Raw genomic sequence first — 16,621 nt, forward strand, 5'->3', positions numbered from 1 at the left:
AGCGCTGCGCCTCACCTACCAGATGTGGATCGATCCACAACCGCCCTGTTTACTGGGCAACTCCCGGCAGTTCATTGAAATTCAGAGGTCCCGCCGGCGCATGCTGCGCTTCGGCCTTGGCTCGCGCTTCGGCCGCCGCCTTGGCCTTGGCCGCTTCCTCCGCCGCCTGTTTGGCGCGCGCCTCTTCCTCCGCCTGCTTCTGGGTGGCCGCTTGCTGGGCTAAATTGCGTAACCGTTCTTCTTCTGCACGACGCTGCTGCTCGATAGCGGCATCGCGCTGGCGCAGAGCCTCGCGCACGCCTGCAACATACTTGTACAGCGCCACCTCCCGCCGCAGCCTCTGCTTTTCAAGCACATTGGCCTGCAGGCGCTCGACACGCCGGCGTTCGCGCTCGAATGCCCGAACCGACAGGAAGCTGGTCACATCCGTCACGTCCATTGTCCGGCCCGGTGAGGCCAGCGGGCCGGCGAAATCGAGGCGCAAGGCCGGTTCCGCCCCGCTCTGGGTTTCTGAGCCGGCGTTGAAATCGATGCCGAGAGAGCCGCGCATACGCTCATCCGGCAGACTGATTTCGGCATTGCCCGAAAGCTTTGCCAGATCGTTGCCGGCGGCAATATTGGTCGCCCGCATCACACCGGCGGAAATGTTGAAAGGAATGCTCGTCGCCGGAAGGACCGCTTCGCCATTATTGAGCAGCGTCTGCACGATCGGCAGCACCTTGGCGGCGGTGATATCACCCTGAATCTGATCCGTCGCCGAGAGGAGCGGCGGCATGACGGAGAGATTGAGGCCACGTACATGCGTCTCGCCGAGCTTCATTTCACCCGAACCGCTGGCATTGGCCGCAAGGTCGGCAATGCTCTTGCCGCTCGCTTCGGCATTCATCGCAAGGCCAAAGCGACCGGTGGCAAGCGGTGCACCGTCACGTTGCCAGGCGACAGCGGCGAGATCGCCGTTGGCCAGGCTAAGCTTCGTCTGCAGCAGGCCGGTACCGTCGGAATTGGCGAACATTGCGCTGCCGGTCAGCGTGCCGCCGTTCCAGCCACCCGTCAGATCGTTAAGCCGCAATTCTTCGCCCTTGTAGGTCGCATTGGCGGCGAAATTCGAAATGGGACCGAATATGCCGGGCCATACCTGCTTTGCGGAAAGCTTGACGCCGATATCCATTCCGGTGAAGGCAGGCAGCCCGAGTTTATCCTGGTTCAGAGTGCCTGTTTTCGGATCGCTTATCGGCCCGTAGATGGCTTCCACCAGCCAGTCGAGATCCGCCTTGTCGAGCGACAATTCGCCCGACGCCTTGAGATTCGGCGCCTTCCGATCAACGGTCAGCGTGCCGGACATGTTGTTGTCGGCAAACAGCCCCTTCATGTCCGAAAACACGATCTTGTCCGGGTTCAGTGCGGCATTGGCCTGGAACTTCACCGGCAAGCCGGCACCCATCTGTGGAACGCCGATGCCGTTCATCACGAAATAAGGATCGATATCAGCACTTTCGAGCGACAGCGTTATGTTGCCATTGAGGAAGGTGGCGGGACGGACATCCACCTTGCCGTTTGCGGTAAACGATGTCTTGTCGGTCGCAAAGGTGAGTGCCGCATCCGCCGGATCGGTGCCGCTTGCGGACACTTTCAGCGTCAGACGACCGTTGGCATCGGCTTCGACAGGCAACGGATCGAGACCCGCCTGGCCGAACAGGATCGACGTCACCGAATTTTCCAGCGTTCCCTCGAGCGTCGTGGTGCCCTTGCCCGTGAACGCCGAAAGATCGGACATGCGATAATCGAAATTGACGCGGCTGCCATTGGAAACGCCGGCAAGCGTCACCGTCAGCGCATTGTCCTGATCCCCGCCGAGCGTCACCGCCCCGCGAAGAGCAGTGTTTCCATACCATGCGGCATTGCGCACCAACCGGTCCATGACGGGATGATGCGGCAAATGCTGGCGCAGCATTTCGAAGAACGGCCCGGGATCGGCAGCCTTGAAGGTGATCTCGCCCGATCCCTTGTAGTCGGAAGGCGAGCCGTCGGCGCGGCCGGTTGCGGTAATTTCGGCGCCGGCGACATTGTGCACCGAGAGCTTATCGATCGTCAGAGCGCCGTTGGCAACGGAGAAGGACGTATCAACATTCTCCGCCGGCACGCCGAATGCCATGAATTTTCCGGCCTGGAGATGCGCCGTGATCCGATGATCAAAGAGGGATTCCCCCGTATCCTGACCTGTGAAGAGCCCCGTCAGCGCCCTCAGTGCGTCTAGGTCGAGGGCATCGCCGATCAGGTCGACCGCAAGCTTTGGCGGGGCCTTGTCTGTCCCGCTCTGACGATCGATCCGGCCTTTCAGCGTGGCCGAACCGATTGCAATCTCAAGATTTTCGAAGCGCTGTTCGTCATGCTTCAGGCTGACATCGGCGGAGAAGCCGGCCTGACGCAGCTGGCGTATCGCCGGGTCGACGGACCCTACAAGCCACGAGGCCAATCCCGACGGCTGGTTGGATGCGACAACCAGATTGCCGATGAAATTCGGCTCGCCCATCAGCATCAGATTGCCGCGCGCTTCGACCTGCGTGCGACCGGGCATCGTGCCGATCGCATGATCGATCTTCCATCCCGTTCCCGCCGGTTCGAGATCGAGCTGCACGTCGCGTATGGTCGTGTCGCCCGCGACGATCGCCGGCAGGCGGAAGGTCGCCTTGCCGGGGACCTGCGGCACCGGGATTTCAGCCGCGATCGCAATCAGAGTGTTGAGGCGCTGACGCGCCGAGATTGCAGGGTTGCGATTGGTCTTGCCGTTGGTGCCCTTATTGTTGCCGAGACGATTGACGTCGATCTGCTGGCCATCGGCCGTCAGCAGGAATTCTGGCTTGGACCCCGTATCCAGCGTCGCCTCGCCGGTGACGACATAGGGATCGTCATCGGCGCCGACTTCGAGACGGTATTCGGGAACGCGAATGCGGTCATTCGTCAGCTCGAAACGGCCCTTGATGCGGGGCTGCGCCTTCTGGTCGGCGGAATCGCGCGTCTGCTTATCGTTGATCCCGGCGGTGAAGGAGCCCATGTAATCGGGCTTGCTGTTGACGAGTTTCAATTCGCCGTCGAGATCGACATTCAGCGGATGGCGATCCGGCATCAGCCGGGTGCGGACACGCAGGACGCCGTTGTCATCAGGCTGGCTGCTGGAAACCGTGAAATTGCCATGCTCGTTGTCAAGTGCCGCATCGCCCTCGATACGCCAGGGGCCGGCAAGCGATCTGGCCGACATCTGGGCGTTCAGGCCGGTGACATGCCGGGTCCTGCCCGTCTGCTCGTCAATGAAGAGAATATCGCCGTCTTCGACATGAACGCTTTCGAGCACGACGGACTTTGCGGGAATTTCCGGCTGGCTGCCGCGCATCCAGTCAAGCGTGCCATCCTTCAGCAGCCGCAGCCGTACCTTGGGCTTGGACACCCGCATATCAAAGATCAACGCTTCACCGGAAAGGAAAGGCGCAAGTTCCGCATCCATTGAGAATTCAGCCACCTGCACCAGCGGTGTGCCATCAGCCTCCTGGCCGACACGGACATCGTGCAGCGTTACCGACGGAAACGGCAGAAGGCGGGCATCGACTGTGCCGTGAACGGTCACCTTCTTGCCGATGATGCGGCTCGCCTGATCCTCGAAGTTCTTGCGAAAATCGGTCCAGTCTATGAAGAGCGGAGCGAGCAGCGCCACGAACAGCACCACCACGAGCAATCCACCCAGAAAAACCAGGACCCTACCTAACAACGCGTATCGTCTCCAATCTTCATTCCCAACACATGCAGGCGTCGCTTGTCAGAGCGCATATGCATGGTTCTACCCGATCTCCGCCTGTTACAGCAGCTCTTTTCGGGAGATATGCCCCATCTAGCGCATATCGGTGGCTTTTCATGGCAAAAACCGGAAAAGTGCGGATGCAGCCTAGCGCCATTCGCGGCCGTAGCAAGCCAAGATCATGAAAATATTCCATCTTTCAGTGCCTGCGGAATATCTTCCCTGGATTGAAAATGGCATCCGGATCGAGCGACTCCTTGATCTGACGCATCAGATCGACCGCATCGCCGAGTTCCTGCTCCAGAAACGCCATCTTCCCCTGCCCTATGCCATGCTCGCCCGTGCAGGTGCCATCCATGGCGAGCGCACGCGCGTTGAGGCGCGCGACGAATTCCTCGACAACGGCGATACCTTCCGGCGTCTTGTCGTCGAACAAGACGAGCACATGGAAATTGCCGTCGCCGGCATGGCCGACGATGGGTGCCAGCAGGCCGTGCGCCTCGATATCGGCCTGGGTTTCTGCGACGCATTCGGCAAGCCGCGAGATCGGCACGCAGACATCTGTCGATAGCGCAGCCAGTTCCGGCGCCAGCGCGCGGCAAGCCCAATAGGCGTCATGGCGAGCCTTCCAGAGCTTGTTGCGCTCCTCGGCGTTGCTTGTCCAAAGGAATTCGCCGCCACCGCATTCAGCCGCGATCTCGGCAAATTGCGCCGACTGCAGCGCAACGGTTTCGTCGGTGCCATGAAATTCGAGGAAGAGCGTCGGCTTCTCGTCATAGGTCAGACCAGAATAGCGATTGCAGGCCCGCATCTGCATGGCATCGAGCAGCTCGATGCGCGCGACCGGAACACCCATCTGGATGGTCATGATGACCGCATCGCACGCCGCCTTGATATCCGGAAATGCACAGGCACCGCCGGCGATCTTCTGCGGAATGCCCTGAAGGCGCAGCGTGATCGAGGTCAGCACGCCGAGCGTGCCTTCGGCGCCGACGAAAAGCCGCGTCAGATCGTAACCGGCGGATGATTTCTTGGCGCGTCGGGCGGTGCGGATTTCCTCGCCATTGGCAGTCACCACGGTCACGGACAAGACATTGTCCTTCATCGTGCCGTAGCGCACGGCATTGGTGCCCGATGCGCGCGTCGATGCCATGCCGCCGATCGAGGCATTGGCGCCGGGATCGATCGGAAAGAATAAGCCGGTGTCGCGCAAGTAGGTATTAAGCTGCTCGCGGGTGACGCCGGGCTCGACCGTGCAATCCAGATCCTCGGCATTGACTTCGAGAATGCGGTTCATGCGGCTGAAATCGATGGAAATGCCGCCCTGCGGCGCATTCACCTGTCCCTCCAGCGAAGATCCAGTGCCAAAAGGAATGACCGGAACCTTATGTTCGGCACATGCCTTGACGACAGTCCGCACGTCCTCGCTCGTTTCGGCAAAGACTACGCCATCCGGCAGCTGCGATGGGATATAGGTGGTCGTGTGGGCGTGCTGGGCGCGAAAACTTTCGCCGGTCTGGAACCGCTCGCCGAAGGCCTGCTTCAGAATACCGAGAACGGCGGATATGCCGGCCTCGTTGCGTGTTCCCGCCTTTGCATCAGCCAAAACCATAGTCCGAATCTCCCATCGCGGTCGTCCAGGGCGTTAACCCCTCTCGGTTCTATGGGGCATTTGGGGCGGCGCTGTCCAGTGATGAAAGTGAGCCGCTATCGCGTATAAGTTCAAGTTTTGTGCGATTGATCAAAGGCGTGGCGATCGGTTGGCTGGAAAAATCATCGCGGCAGAGTTTTGCCTATATTTTAATCAGAGCATCGCCTCAACGATCATCGAGCACTCACTTTCATCCCTACCGTAGCACCCCGAAGCAGTCTCCCGTCGACTGGCATGTGTCTTGCCTATCGCCTTTCAGCTTTCACATAGCCACGATTGGAAGGACATTCGATGAAGCGCAGACAAATGCTCATGGCACTCGGAATTGCGATGCTCGCAATGGGGTCGGTTTCCGCCCCTGACGCAGCTCGGGCGGATGCTCTGAGCGACATAGCCTCGCGCGGCACACTCCGCGTCGCCGTCCCGCAGGACTTCCCGCCCTTCGGCAGCGTCGGCACGGACATGGCGCCCATGGGCTACGACATCGACATGGCCAATCTGATCGGCGAAAAACTCGGCGTGAAAACGGAGCTCGTTCCGGTCACCAGCGCCAACCGCATTCCCTATCTGCAGACGAACAAGGTCGATCTGGTGATCTCAAGCCTCGGCAAGAATCCGGATCGCGAAAAGGTCATCGATTTCTCTGAAGCCTACGCGCCCTTCTTCAACGGCGTCTTCGGCCCCGGCGATGTCGCGGCAACAAAGGCGGAAGACCTTTCCGGCAAGACGATCGGCGTTACCCGCGGCGCGATCGAAGATCTGGCATTGACCAAGATCGCGCCGCAGGACGCGACGATCAAGCGCTACGAGGACAATAACGGCACCATCTCCGCCTTCCTGTCCGGACAGGTTCAGCTGGTCGCGACCGGCAATGTCGTCGCGGCGGCCATTCTCGCCAAGAACCCGCCGAAGAAGCCCGAGATGAAATTCCTCATCACCAACTCCCCCTGCTTCATCGGCCTGAACAAGAACGAGCCGGCGCTGCAGAAGAAGGTCAACGACATCGTTGCCGCCGCCAAGGCGGACGGGACGCTGAACAAGATGTCGCAGAAGTGGCTGGGCGCCGACCTGCCGACCGGCTTCTGATCAACGCAGGACCGATCGTACCGTCATTCGGCGGCGTGATCGGTCCGAGCGAGGCTTTCTCCGATGCGCTATCATTTCGATTTCGGCTGGCTGGCCGAATACTATCCCACGCTGATCAAGGGCGTTCTCGTCACGGTGGAGTTGACCCTTATCGGCGCTGTGCTTGGCATTCTCCTTGGGATCGCCTGCGCCTGGGCGCGAGCACTGGGTCCAGGGTGGCTCAAACCCTTCGTCGCTGCCTATGTCGAGCTCATCCGCAATACGCCGTTTCTGATCCAGCTCTTCTTTATCTTCTTTGGCCTGCCCGGCATCGGCGTGCAGATGAACGAGATGACTGCCGCCAATCTCGCGATGATCATCAATCTCGGCGCCTACAGCTGCGAGATTATCCGCGCCGGCATACAGGCAACGCCGCGCGGGCAATTCGAAGCCGGCGCCAGCCTTGCCATGACCCGGTTCGAAACCTTTCGGCATGTCGTCCTCGTTCCGTCCCTGCAGCGCATCTGGCCGGCACTGTCGTCGCAAGTCGTCATCGTCATGCTCGGCTCCTCTGTCGTCTCGCAGATCGCCGCCGAAGATCTGACCTTCGCAGCAAACTTCATTCAATCGCGTTCTTTCCGCGCCTTCGAAGCCTATTTTGTCTCCACGGCGATCTACCTCGCGCTGGCGATTCTGCTTCGACAGGTACTCGCGGTCGTGGGCAAGATGATCTTTCCACGCAGGGTCCGCCAATGATCCAATTCACCACATGGGATATCCTGCGCGGCCTGCTTCTGGCCGCGCGCTGGACGATATTGCTGTCGCTCGTCTCGTTCGCCGGCGGTGCCATCGTCGGCGCAATCCTGCTGTTCCTTCGCATCGGCAAGGCCAAGGCCGGCCGCATTGCGGTCAGATATTTCGTCGAGCTGTTCCAAGGCACGCCGCTGCTGATGCAGCTCTTCCTGGCCTTCTTCGGTCTCGGGCTCTTCGGCATCGACGTGCCGGCCTGGCTGGCTGCCGGCGTCGCGCTCACGCTCTGGTCGGCTGCCTTCCTGACCGAAATCTGGCGCGGCTGCGTCGAGGCTGTCGCCAAGGGGCAATGGGAGGCTTCGGCAAGTCTCGGCATGGGCTATCTGCAGCAGATGCGTTACGTCATCCTGCCCCAGGCGCTGCGCATCGCCGTGCCGCCGACGGTCGGCTTCTCCGTGCAGGTCGTCAAGGGCACGGCCCTGACCTCCATCATCGGCTTCGTCGAGCTGTCCAAAGCCGGCACCGTCATCACCAACGCGACCTTCCAGCCGTTCACCGTCTATGGCTTTGTCGCGCTCATCTATTTCGCCCTGTGCTGGCCGCTGTCAAAAAGCAGCCAAATCCTGGAGAGGAAGCTCAATGTCGCTCATCGAAATCACTGAAGTCCGCAAGAGCTTCGGCACCAACGAAGTCCTGAAGGGCATCAACCTCGATGTCGAGCCCGGCGAAGTCATCGCCATCATCGGCAAGAGCGGTTCGGGAAAGTCAACGCTGCTGCGCTGCATCAACGGCCTGGAAACGATCAATGACGGCTCGATCTCCGTCGCGGGCGCACAGCTCCTGCCCGACGATCTGCATTTGAAGGCCCTCCGACTGAAGGTCGGCATGATCTTCCAGCAATTCAATCTTTTCCCGCACCTGAGCGCGGGACGCAATGTCATGCTGTCCCAGATGGTCGTCAAGAAGACCGCCAAGGCCGAAGCCGAGGCCATGGCGCGGCGCATGCTCGACCGTGTCGGCCTCGGGCACAAGTTCGACGCCTATCCGGATGAGCTCTCCGGCGGCCAGCAGCAGCGCGTCGCCATCGCCAGGGCACTTGCCATGCAGCCGATCGCGCTTCTCTGCGATGAAATCACCTCCGCGCTTGACCCGGAGCTGGTCGCGGAAGTTCTCGCCGTCGTGCGCGAGCTGGCAAGCGAAGGCATGACGCTGCTGATGGTGACCCATGAGATGAAATTCGCCCGCGACGTCTGCTCGCGCGTCGTCTTCATGCACCAGGGCCGCGTGCACGAAATCGGACCGCCCGGCGAAGTCTTCGCCAATCCGCAAACCCCGGAGCTCAAACAGTTCCTCGGCGTCCATTGAGAGACGGCAGGTCCCGCTAACCGGCTCTCTGAACCATAGTGTTCCAGGCGCCTGGAGCAATGCCGAACGCCTTCTTAAAATGCCGGGTCAGATGGCTTTGATCGGCAAAGCCGGTTGCGGCTGCCACCTCAGCGATCGGCTCCCCCGCGGCGATCATCGCCTTTGCCTGCTGCAGCCGGCGCATCAGCAGGAACCGGTGCGGGCTTGTTGCGAAGGCAGCACGGAAATGCCGCGCAAGCGCAAAGCGATCGAGACCGGTGATGCGCTCCAGTTCCTGCGAGCGCACACCTCGTGTGACATGCGCCTCGAGATAGTCCCGCGCAGTCTTCACCTGCCCCCACGCAATGCTGCCCAAGCGCCGTTGCGGCAAACGGGCGTGCTGGACAAGTCCGTCGGTGAGTCGCGAAACGAAATCGTCGACGAAGAGCTCATCCAGCTCGTGATCGAGCTCGCCAAGCGCCGCCAGCAACAGGCCGGCGAGACGATTGTCTTCCACCACGGGGTCGTCGACGAAAGGCAGACCGACACGCGCCGCCTCAAGGCATTGAAACAGCACCGATGGTTCCAGATACAGCATCCGGTACACGAGGCCGTCCTCGGTCGCTGCCCCGCCATCATGCAGTTCGTCCGGATGAAGAATGATCACCCGCCCGGGCAAGCTGTAGCGCTGTTCGCCACGATAACGGAATGTCTGCACGCCGCGCATGGTGACGCCAAGCGCATAGGTGTCGTGACGATGCAGTTCGAAGGCATCGCCACGAAACTGCGCCTGGATGCGTTCGATGCCCGGATAGGCAGGTGCAGACAGGATGCGGTTGGCCTCCGGTGTCACGCACAAACGTTCAAGACCCTCGAAGATCTGTCCGGCTACATCCTCGTGCAATGTCCCATTTCCAGACTGCATGAAAGTGACCATCGATGTTCGATACCAAAATCGCGATCGTTCTGCGAAACGACCTTCAATCCTGGCAAAAGCTGAATGTAACGGCCTTCCTATCCACAGGCATAGCCGGACAACATCCCGATATCATCGGCGAAGCCTATCGCGATCGCACCGGCAACGTCTACAACGCTTTGTCGATCCAGCCCATCATCGTGCTCTCGGCCGACAAGGAGAGCATTGCCGCCATCCACCGCCGCTCGCTGGAGCGAGGCGTCACGTCTTCCATCTTCATAGAGGAAATGTTTTCAACCGGCCATGACGCGGCCAACCGCGCCGTCTTTTCCGAATTCGCGCCGGAAGATGCCAAGGTCGTCGGTATCGCCATGCGCGCGGACAAGAAAATCGTCGACAAGATAACCAAGGGCGCAAGCATGCATGCGTGATCGGACGCGCAAAGAAAACGGCCGGATCGCGAGACCCGGCCGTTTTTGTTGAAAAGGCTTAGCCGTTCTGCGTGATCGGTGCGATCTGGATCTCGACGCGGCGGTTCTGCGCGCGGCCAGCCTCGGTGGCATTGGTTGCGACCGGCTGCGACGGACCGAAGCCGATGGCCGACATGCGGCGCTGATCGATGCCCTGGCTGCCGAGGTAGGACGCGACCGATCCGGCGCGGCGCTCGGACAGATCCTGGTTATGCTGCAGGCTGCCGGTCGAATCCGTATGGCCGTTGACGTCGATCAGCGTGCGGTTGAACTTGCGCAGAACGATCGCGACGGAATTGAGCGTCGGGAAGAATTCCGGCTTGATCGCATCCTGGTCGATATCGAAGGTGATCGCCGAAGGCATGTTCAGGATGATGCGGTCGCCGACGCGGGTAACCGAAACGCCGGTGCCCTGCAGCTGTGCACGCAGTTCGGACTCCTGCTGGTCCATGTAGTTGCCGATACCGGCACCCGCGAGCGCACCGACGCCGGCGCCGATCAGCGCGGCATTGCGGCGCGAGGCCGGCGAATGACCGATCAGAAGACCGGCAACGGCACCGACGCCGGCACCGATCGCCGCACCGCCTGCGGTATTCGATACCTTCTGCTCACCCGTATAGGGGTCGGTGGTGGTGCATGCGTTCAAAAAGGCTGCCGCAAGGGCAAGAATGGCAATTTTCTTGATCATAGAATCGTCGCTCTCCGGTTCGATGGCCGCAGCAGATATGAAGCATTGCGGCAATATCATGAAGAGAAATCTTATCCAGACCCTTGTCCCCTGTGCATAGAGCGTCAGCGAGGCTTTGCCGAAGCCGGCGCATGGGGACGTGCGGCGCCATCCCTCCACTAGCTCCGTCAATTTCAGCCGTTCGCTGCAATCAATGGTTCTGGAAGAGTTGCAGAACCGTATTGTAGCTCGCGTTGGCAATCGACAGAGATTGCAGCCCGAGTTGTTGCTGAGCCTGCAGCGCCAGAACCTTGCTCGACTGCTGCTCCATATCGGCATCCACGAGTTTGCCGACCCCGCTGGTCAGCGAATCATTGAGATTCCTGGCAAACTCGGTCTGAAGATTGATACGCGCCTCGAGGGAGCCGAAGGCGGATCCGATCGTCTTGAGCTGGTTCAGCATTCCCGTCACGGTGTTGACCATGTCGACAATAGCGCCCCGACTCGTATTCGCATCGAGCGAAATCTCCACCTGGCCGCTCGTATTGCCGTTTTTGCTGCTGATGAGCACATAATTCTTAGCCGCTCCGGCTTCGGTGGCGAAAGATGTCGACGTCAGCACGCCATATCCGCCGGTGCCGCTTGACTGATCGTCGATCAGATAACGCGCATCGGCCGAGGTGATCGGCCCCGTCGTCGAGCTGACGCCCGCATAGCTCAGCATGCCGATCGTTACGGTGCCGTTGGTACCCCGGATAAGGGAGCCTGGAATCTCGTGGGGGTCAGTCGGGTCCGCGCCATCTTGCAGCACGGTCCAGTTGACGCCGTTGAAGGTCGCCGACTCCCCAACGCTGCGCAACTGCTGCTTGAGCTCGGTGATCTCGTCGTTGAGTGTCGTTTTGTCGACGCTGGTCTCATAGGCGCTGACGAGCTTCGTCCTGATCTCGGTCACGACATCGATCGCGCTACTGACACCCGTGGAAGCGGTGCTGACGGTCGAGGCGGCGAGACCGAGCGCATCCTGAACCGACGAAATCGCGCCGATGTCGGTATGCGTCAAAGTCGAGATTTTCCAATAGGTGGCATTGTCTCTGGCCGACTGAACCCGCAGGCCTGACGACATCTGTCGTTCGGCATTACCCAGTTTGGTCTGGGTGTCCCTCAGCACTTCCAGTGCTGTATTCACAGAGGGACTGACCCTGATGAAGGTCGAAAAAATACTCACGGCACATGAACTCCGGACGCAACAATACGCAACAAATACAAGGAGACATCGGAACCTTGCCGCGGGCGCTCATGCGCGCGGGCCGAGCGTGTCGGCGAACGGGGAGCGAGGCAAAACAACACCTGCGCTCCAGCGGTTACATACCGACATGATTAGCAAACATGCTTAAAAAAGCGCTAAACGATACCCCTGATTTACCATAAATAAGCGCAACGCCTGCAACGGACCAACCTGCCGGTGCCGATCTACTCCGCCGCGCGAAGATTGGCGAGCTTCGCGCGCAGCGCCGCATCCGACATCTCGTCATGCAGGCGCTGCTCCTCATGCGTCTGTGGCTTGGCAAAGCGGGCGATCAAAAGATAGGCGACGGGTGTGATGTAAAGCGTGACCAGGGTCGCAAACCCAAGGCCGCCCACAATGACCCAGCCGAGAGCAACGCGCGCTTCTGCGCCAGCCCCCTCGGCAAAGACAAGCGGCACGCCTCCAAGGATGGTCGCGATCATCGTCATCATGACCGGGCGCAGTCGCAGTGCGCAGGCCTTTTCGATCGCCTCGCGCACGCTTTCGCCCTTGTCGCGAAGCTGATTGGCGAACTCGACGATCAGGATGCCGTTCTTGGCCATGACGCCGACGAGCAGCACCAGGCCGATCTGGCTGTAGATGTTGAGGCTCGATCCGGTGATGACGAGCGCAAAGACGGCGCAGGCGAGACCGAGCGGCACCGTCGACATGATGATGACCGACGACAGCACGCTTTCGAACTGAGCAGCCAGCACCAGGAAGATGATGACGATGGCAAAACCGAAGGTCAGGGCCATGCCGCTGGAATTTTCCTCCAGTGTCGCCGCTTCGGCGAGCGGCATCAACCGCGAACCAGGCGGCAGGAGTGGCGTCGCGATCCGTGTGATCTCCTCAACCGCCTGCCCGAGCGACATGCCGTTCTTGAGCCCGGCCGTGATCGCAACCGAAGCCAGCTGCTGCTCGCGGGTCAGCTGCGGCGCAACCGCATTCTCCTTCAACGACGCAATGACCGACATCGGCACGATCTTGCCGTCGCCGGTCTTGAGGAAGACGTTTTCAAGATCCGTGGGATCATCGATGGGCCGCATCGTCGACGTCAACAGCACCGGATAGGATTCGCCAGCGACAAATACGTCGACGACGGAGCGACCCTCAAGCAGCGACTGCAAGGCCACTGAAAGACCTGAAATGTCGACCCCGAGATCGGAAGCGCGCTCACGATCGATGGTGACGGAGACCTGAGCCTGTGTCGGCTCGTTGTTCAGCCGCGGCGTATCGAATTGGCCGGTCTTGTCGAGTTCCTGCACGAGTTTCAGCGCTGCATCGGTCAGCGCTTCGTGATTGTTGCCGATGAGCGCCATCTGCACGCCGCTGCCGGCGCCACGAATGCGCAGGCTGTTGGCCTGGATGACATTGCCGCGAAGAGCCGGCACGCCTGCCATGGCCTTGTTGATATCGGTGACAATATCCTGCTGCGTACGACGACGCTCACTCCAGGGGGCCAGCGTCAGTACCATGAAGCCGCTGTTCTTCTGGCTGTTCATGCCTGAAATCGCGTAGATATTTCGTATGTCGCCGCTGTCCATCAGCGGCTGCAGCCGCTCTTCGACGCGCTGTAATTGATCCTTGGTATAATCGAGGCCTGCGCCTTGCGGCGTGGTGAGACGCAGCATGACCATCGCCCTATCCTCGCTCGGCGTCAGCTCGCTCTTGACGTTTATGAACGCCAGGACGGCTGCAGCCGAAAACACGGCGCAGAAGACGATGACGACGAAAGGCGCATTGAGACAGGCCTTGAGGGTACGACGATAGACACCGGAGAAAAGCTCGCCGAAACGCCCGAGCGCGCCATGCTCCTCGCGCATCTCCTTGGTCAGCATGCGCGAGGCAAGCATGGGGCAGAGCGTCAGCGCCACGATCGACGACAGGCCGACGGAGAAGGCAAGCACGAAGCCGAATTCGCGGAACAGGCCGCCCACCTGCCCCGGCAGGAAGGAGAGCGGAATGAACACGGCAGCAAGCGTGGCCGTCGTCGCAATGACGGCGAAGAAAACTTCGCGCGTGCCAAGCACGGCGGCAGCGCGAGGCCCGATCTTCTCCGCCCTGCGCCGCACGATATTCTCGAGCACGACGATGGCGTCATCGACCACGAGGCCGGTCGCAAGCACGATTGCCAGCAGCGTCAGGATATTGACCGAGAAACCGACCATGTAGAGCGCGGCAAGCGTGCCGATCAGCGCCACCGGCATGGTGACGACCGGTATCAGCGTCGCCCGCCAGTCGCGCAGGAAGAGATAGATGACTGCGGTGACGATCAACGCCGACAGGACGAGCGCCAGCACGACCTCGTGGATCGCTCCCTGAATGAACAGGGCATCGTCGCTGGTGATGACGATGCGCGTACCCTCGGGCAGCGATTTAGACAGCTGCGCGACGACGGCCTTCACGCCTTCGGAAATATTCAAGGTATTCGACTGCGCCTGACGGATGATGCCGAGACCAACGCCCTGCACGCCGTTCGAACGCAGCGCGGTCGTGCCGTCCCTCGGTCCGAGCGTCACGGTGGCGACATCGGAAAGCCGCACGCGGTTCTTGATGATCAGCCGGGAGAAATCCTCCGGCGTCTGTAGTGCCGCCGTGGCGCGCACGACGATATCCTGCCGCGCACTCTTCAGCGATCCGGCCGGTACATCGAGTGCTGCGGTCGCAAGCGCCGTCGTCAGGTCGCCGATGGTGAGGCCTCGGCTCGCAAGGGCGGCCTGATCGACATCGATGCGGAAGATCTTCTCCTGATCGCCGTAAAGCTCGACATCGGCGACGCCCTCGACCGAAGCCAGCCGGTCGGTGATCTCCTTGTCGACCAGCTGCGTCAGGTCATCCATCGTCAACGTGGTCGAGGTGACGGCAAGCCGCATGATCGGCTGCGAATCCGAATCCGCCTTGACGATCTGAGGCGCATCCGCCTGATCGGGCAATTGTTCGGTGATGCGACCGATGGCGTCGCGGACATCATTGGCGGCAACCGAAAGATCGGTCGCGTCGGAAAATTCGAGCGTTACCCGGCTCTGACCGAAGGAGGAACTGGAGGAAACCGACTTCAGGCCGCTGACGCGGGCAACCGCCCCTTCGATGATCTTCGTCAGCTCCTGATCCACCGTCTGCGGCGATGCGCCATCGAATACGGTCCTGACGGTCACGACCGGACGGTCGACATCGGGCAGTTCTCGCACTTCGACGCCGAAATAGGCGGCAAGACCGGCGACGACCATCAGCGTGTTGAAGACCAGCGCCAGGATCGGCCGGCGCACGAAGAGCGCGGTAAAGGATTGCTTGGCCGCTGCCGAGCCGGCATCCGCCACATCGTTGCCATCGGTCATCATTGGGTGATGACCTCCTTGGCTTGAGCGACATCGCGGGCAAAGCGAACCTCGCCACCTTCGGTCACGCGCTGCAATCCTTCGATGACGATGAGATCGCCATTGCGGAGATCGCCGCGGACCAGCACCGCATCCGGATTGCGCTGCACGATGCTGACGCGCACCTTCGAGGACTTGCCGTCAACGACGCGCCAGACATGCGCACCCGCCCCATCCCATTGGACGGCGAGCGGATCGACGGAGGGATAGGATTCGCCGGCAAAGCGCATGCCGACATTGAAGGACATGCCGGCGCGCAGAACATCGGAGGCGTTATCGATGCGAGCGCGCACGCGCAGCGTCCGGCTTGCACCGTCAACACGATTGTCGACTGCCTCGACAACGCCCGAAAATACGCGCCCCGGCAATGCCACCGACGTCGCTTCCACCGGCTGGTCGACCTTGACTGTGTTGGCGAAGCGCTCCGGCACCCAGTAATCCACCAGGATTTCCGAGCGGTCGTCTAGCATCACGATATTGGTCGTTGTCGTCACATTGTCGCCGACGACCACAGGCACGATACCGACAATCCCGTCGATCGGTGCGACCACATCGCGGCGCTTCAGCGCCAGCTCGGCCGATTGCAGCGCCAGCTTTGCGCCCTGCTCCACGATCTCGGCGTCGAAAACATCCATACGCGAGACTGTGGATTTGATATTGCGGTAGAGCTGGGATTTTTCGACAGCGCTCTTCAGCGCCACTTCCGCCTGGCCGCGAGCGATGATCTGCTCGTCGTCGTCGAGACGCGCCAGCACCTGCCCCTGCTTCACCCTGTCGCCTGACTTGATGAGAATTTCCCGGATCGTACCCGCCGCTTGCGGCATGACGACGACCGAACGGATGGCGTCGCCGGTACCGATCGCGCTCAGGCGATCGTTAACAACACCGCTGACCACCGGCTCGGTGACGACAAGCGGTATGTTCTGACCGCGCCGTCCACCGGAGCTTGCCCGCGTCTCCGACTTTCCGTCCGCCGCGCCATCGCGCGGAGCAATCCAGGCCACGACAGTCTCGGGAACGCCGACCTTCTGCAGCAGGCCCGCTGCGCTGGGCATGAAGGCCACGACAGCGGCGATGCCAGCTGCCAGCAAGAAAAAAGACAAGGAAAGCTGCTTCCAGGCGGTCATGCACGTCTCCGGCTCGTTGTGTCAGAGGCGATGAAATCGCGTCGTTGGTTTTTGTGACCCCTCATCCACCCAGCGCACTTAACCGGGGGTCAATTTCGGCTCGGACGGCTCCATAAAGCAAGATTGTGCCCGATTTGCTGCAATATCGTGTTTTTGAGCATATGCCGCAAGTTTCGCCACAG

Annotated in this window: 12 protein-coding genes; 5 read left to right on the forward strand and 7 right to left on the reverse strand. The window is 60.9% G+C overall.

The genetic code is table 11. From position 1 onward, the window contains the following. Positions 1-49: 49 nt before the first annotated feature. Positions 50-3,760 carry an AsmA family protein gene (locus tag AC13RC_RS11520; RefSeq protein ID WP_488557199.1) on the reverse strand — a complete coding sequence of 1,237 codons (3,711 nt, stop codon included), beginning with the start codon at positions 3,758-3,760 and terminating at the stop codon, positions 50-52. Positions 3,761-3,986: 226 nt separating this feature from the next. Beyond that, positions 3,987-5,399, reverse strand: a complete 1,413-nt coding sequence (locus AC13RC_RS11525) for an FAD-binding oxidoreductase (protein ID WP_113332948.1) — start codon at positions 5,397-5,399, stop codon at positions 3,987-3,989. A 345-nt stretch (positions 5,400-5,744) separates the two neighbouring features. On the opposite strand from AC13RC_RS11525, the gene AC13RC_RS11530 reads away from it, so the two are divergent. The 4 genes from AC13RC_RS11530 to AC13RC_RS11545 all read left to right on the forward strand — a co-directional run bounded on the left by AC13RC_RS11530 (position 5,745) and on the right by AC13RC_RS11545 (position 8,618). Continuing rightward, complete coding sequence (locus AC13RC_RS11530) at positions 5,745-6,524, forward strand: transporter substrate-binding domain-containing protein (protein WP_246661092.1); 780 nt, start codon at positions 5,745-5,747, stop codon at positions 6,522-6,524. 63 nt (positions 6,525-6,587) lie between these two features. Continuing rightward, the gene (locus tag AC13RC_RS11535; RefSeq protein WP_145632634.1) at positions 6,588-7,259 is read left to right on the forward strand and encodes an amino acid ABC transporter permease; all 672 of its coding nucleotides are present in this window, start codon (positions 6,588-6,590) and stop codon (positions 7,257-7,259) included. Then, a complete protein-coding gene (locus AC13RC_RS11540; protein ID WP_106998235.1) occupies positions 7,256-7,915 on the forward strand; it encodes an amino acid ABC transporter permease in 660 nt (219 codons plus the stop codon). The genes AC13RC_RS11535 and AC13RC_RS11540 overlap by 4 nt, the downstream gene beginning before the upstream one ends. Further along, positions 7,893-8,618, forward strand: coding sequence for an amino acid ABC transporter ATP-binding protein (locus AC13RC_RS11545; protein ID WP_113351995.1), 726 nt, complete (start codon positions 7,893-7,895; stop codon positions 8,616-8,618). The genes AC13RC_RS11540 and AC13RC_RS11545 overlap by 23 nt, the downstream gene beginning before the upstream one ends. Positions 8,619-8,634: 16 nt before the next feature. Here the strand turns inward: AC13RC_RS11545 and AC13RC_RS11550 are convergent, their stop codons facing one another. Then, positions 8,635-9,522, reverse strand: coding sequence for an AraC family transcriptional regulator (locus tag AC13RC_RS11550; RefSeq protein ID WP_488557200.1), 888 nt, complete (start codon positions 9,520-9,522; stop codon positions 8,635-8,637). Between the two features lie 14 nt (positions 9,523-9,536). Between AC13RC_RS11550 and AC13RC_RS11555 the strand changes: the two genes are divergently transcribed. Beyond that, positions 9,537-9,944 (forward strand): DUF2000 family protein, encoded by a 408-nt coding sequence (locus AC13RC_RS11555; protein ID WP_113390625.1) that lies wholly within the window; start codon positions 9,537-9,539, stop codon positions 9,942-9,944. Positions 9,945-10,002: 58 nt separating this feature from the next. Here AC13RC_RS11555 and AC13RC_RS11560 read toward each other — a convergent pair whose 3' ends face one another. The 4 genes from AC13RC_RS11560 to AC13RC_RS11575 form a co-directional block, all read right to left on the reverse strand. Next, complete coding sequence (locus tag AC13RC_RS11560) at positions 10,003-10,671, reverse strand: YiaD family glycine zipper/OmpA-like lipoprotein (protein ID WP_069612829.1); 669 nt, start codon at positions 10,669-10,671, stop codon at positions 10,003-10,005. Between the two features lie 190 nt (positions 10,672-10,861). Continuing rightward, positions 10,862-11,875: a flagellin N-terminal helical domain-containing protein gene (locus tag AC13RC_RS11565; RefSeq protein WP_145316777.1), complete on the reverse strand. Its 1,014-nt coding sequence runs from the start codon at positions 11,873-11,875 to the stop codon at positions 10,862-10,864. A gap of 245 nt (positions 11,876-12,120) precedes the next feature. Then, positions 12,121-15,276: an efflux RND transporter permease subunit gene (locus AC13RC_RS11570; RefSeq protein ID WP_488557201.1), complete on the reverse strand. Its 3,156-nt coding sequence runs from the start codon at positions 15,274-15,276 to the stop codon at positions 12,121-12,123. Continuing rightward, a complete protein-coding gene (locus AC13RC_RS11575) occupies positions 15,273-16,439 on the reverse strand; it encodes an efflux RND transporter periplasmic adaptor subunit (protein ID WP_488557202.1) in 1,167 nt (388 codons plus the stop codon). The genes AC13RC_RS11570 and AC13RC_RS11575 overlap by 4 nt, the downstream gene beginning before the upstream one ends. Positions 16,440-16,621 lie beyond the last annotated feature (182 nt).

The sequence above is a fragment of the Martinezella sp. CNPSo 3890 genome (assembly GCF_057784455.1).